2 protein-coding genes are annotated in these 1,423 nt (G+C 58.3%); both read right to left on the minus strand.

The features are described 5' to 3' along the window. The coding region (locus tag ACXJ5O_RS26925; protein ID WP_457302583.1) for an extracellular solute-binding protein at nt 1-474 on the minus strand (474 nt) is incomplete at its 3' end. 14 nt (nt 475-488) lie between these two features. Then, nucleotides 489-1,423 (minus strand): ABC transporter ATP-binding protein (locus ACXJ5O_RS26930; RefSeq protein WP_457302584.1); only part of this gene is annotated, 935 nt, incomplete at its 5' end.

The raw sequence follows: 1,423 nt of genomic DNA on the forward strand, positions 1-1,423 counted from the left end.
CTTCATCAGGTCCGTACGGTAGGCGATAACGGATAGATGTGCGCGGTAGGCGGCGAAGTTACCGTCGGGGTCACGCTCATCGGCCGGCCATTTGTCGGCCACTTCCTGYGGCACCATGGGTGCAAGCCAACCTTGGCGCTTGAAATATTCGAAGTGCACTGCATCGGAAGTCTCGATCACATCGGCATTGTAGATGCCGGTCGAGTACTCCTGACCGATGCGCTGGAAGACGCGTTCGGATCCGGCGCGTTCTACTTGTACTGCTATGCCCGGGTACTTGGATTTGAAGAGCTCGGCGAGCTTTTCTGCCACCGCGACGTCGGTAGCGGTATAGAATACCACCTTGCCTTCAGCCTTGGCGGCTGCTTCGAGCTCGGGGGTAATCTGATAGGGCGCCGGTGCTTCAGCCCAGGCGGTGGGTGAGGCCGCCAGTCCCGTAGCTAATAGTGCGGCAGACAGAGCTTTCTTCCACATACATAGTTCCTCCCTTATTGTGCGAGCGCCCGGCATTTCTCTGGTGGGAAATGCAGCCATACTTCTTGGCCAACCGGGATCGCAACGTTGACTGGCGCGACTGTGCGCACCGTTTCTCCACCAGCGATTGAAACGAGATAGTCCCGGTGCGAACCGAGATAGATTTGCCGTGTAACTGTGCCGACAGTCACATTCGTGTCGGCGCTCTTGGGCTTGGCCGATGACAGTTCGATGTCATGATGCCGAACCGAAACGGCTGTTTTTCCGGAAGCCGCGGTACTGCCGCTGCCGCATCGGAGCACAAGCCCGCCTTCGCCAACAACGCTATCTTTATCGCCGCGGGTGCCGCTGAGAATATTGGTACCGCCAATGAAGCGGGCGACAAATTCAGTCTCCGGACGTTCGTAGATATCTTCCGGCGAACCCGCTTGCTCGATACGGCCGTCATTCATGACGACGATCATGTCGGCGGTGGTCATGGCTTCCGCCTGATCATGCGTCACGTAGACCGTCGTGTACCGAAATTCGTCGTGAAGCCGACGGATCTCAAAGCGCATTTCCTCGCGCAGATTGGCGTCGAGGTTTGAAAGTGGCTCATCAAGCAGGAGGATTTCGGGCTTGATGACCAGTGCTCGCGCCAACGACACACGCTGCTGCTGACCGCCGGAGAGTTCGCCCGGATAGCGATTTTCCAGCGGAAGGAGTTGCGTTGCCGAGAGGATCGTCCGGACRCTCTTGGTCACTTCCGATTGTGGAAGACGCCGCAGCTTCAGGCCGTAAGCCACATTCTCGAAGACCGTCATGTGCGGCCACAGCGCGTAGCTCTGGAAGATCATCGACATGTTGCGCCCCTCGGGCGGAACGGTCGAGTGCGCTGATGATATGGTCTTTCCGCCGACGCGTATCTCGCCAGCATTGGCGGGAACGAAGCCCGCGATAAGCCTTAGCG

It is taken from the genome of Phyllobacterium sp. P5_D12 (assembly GCF_054049495.1).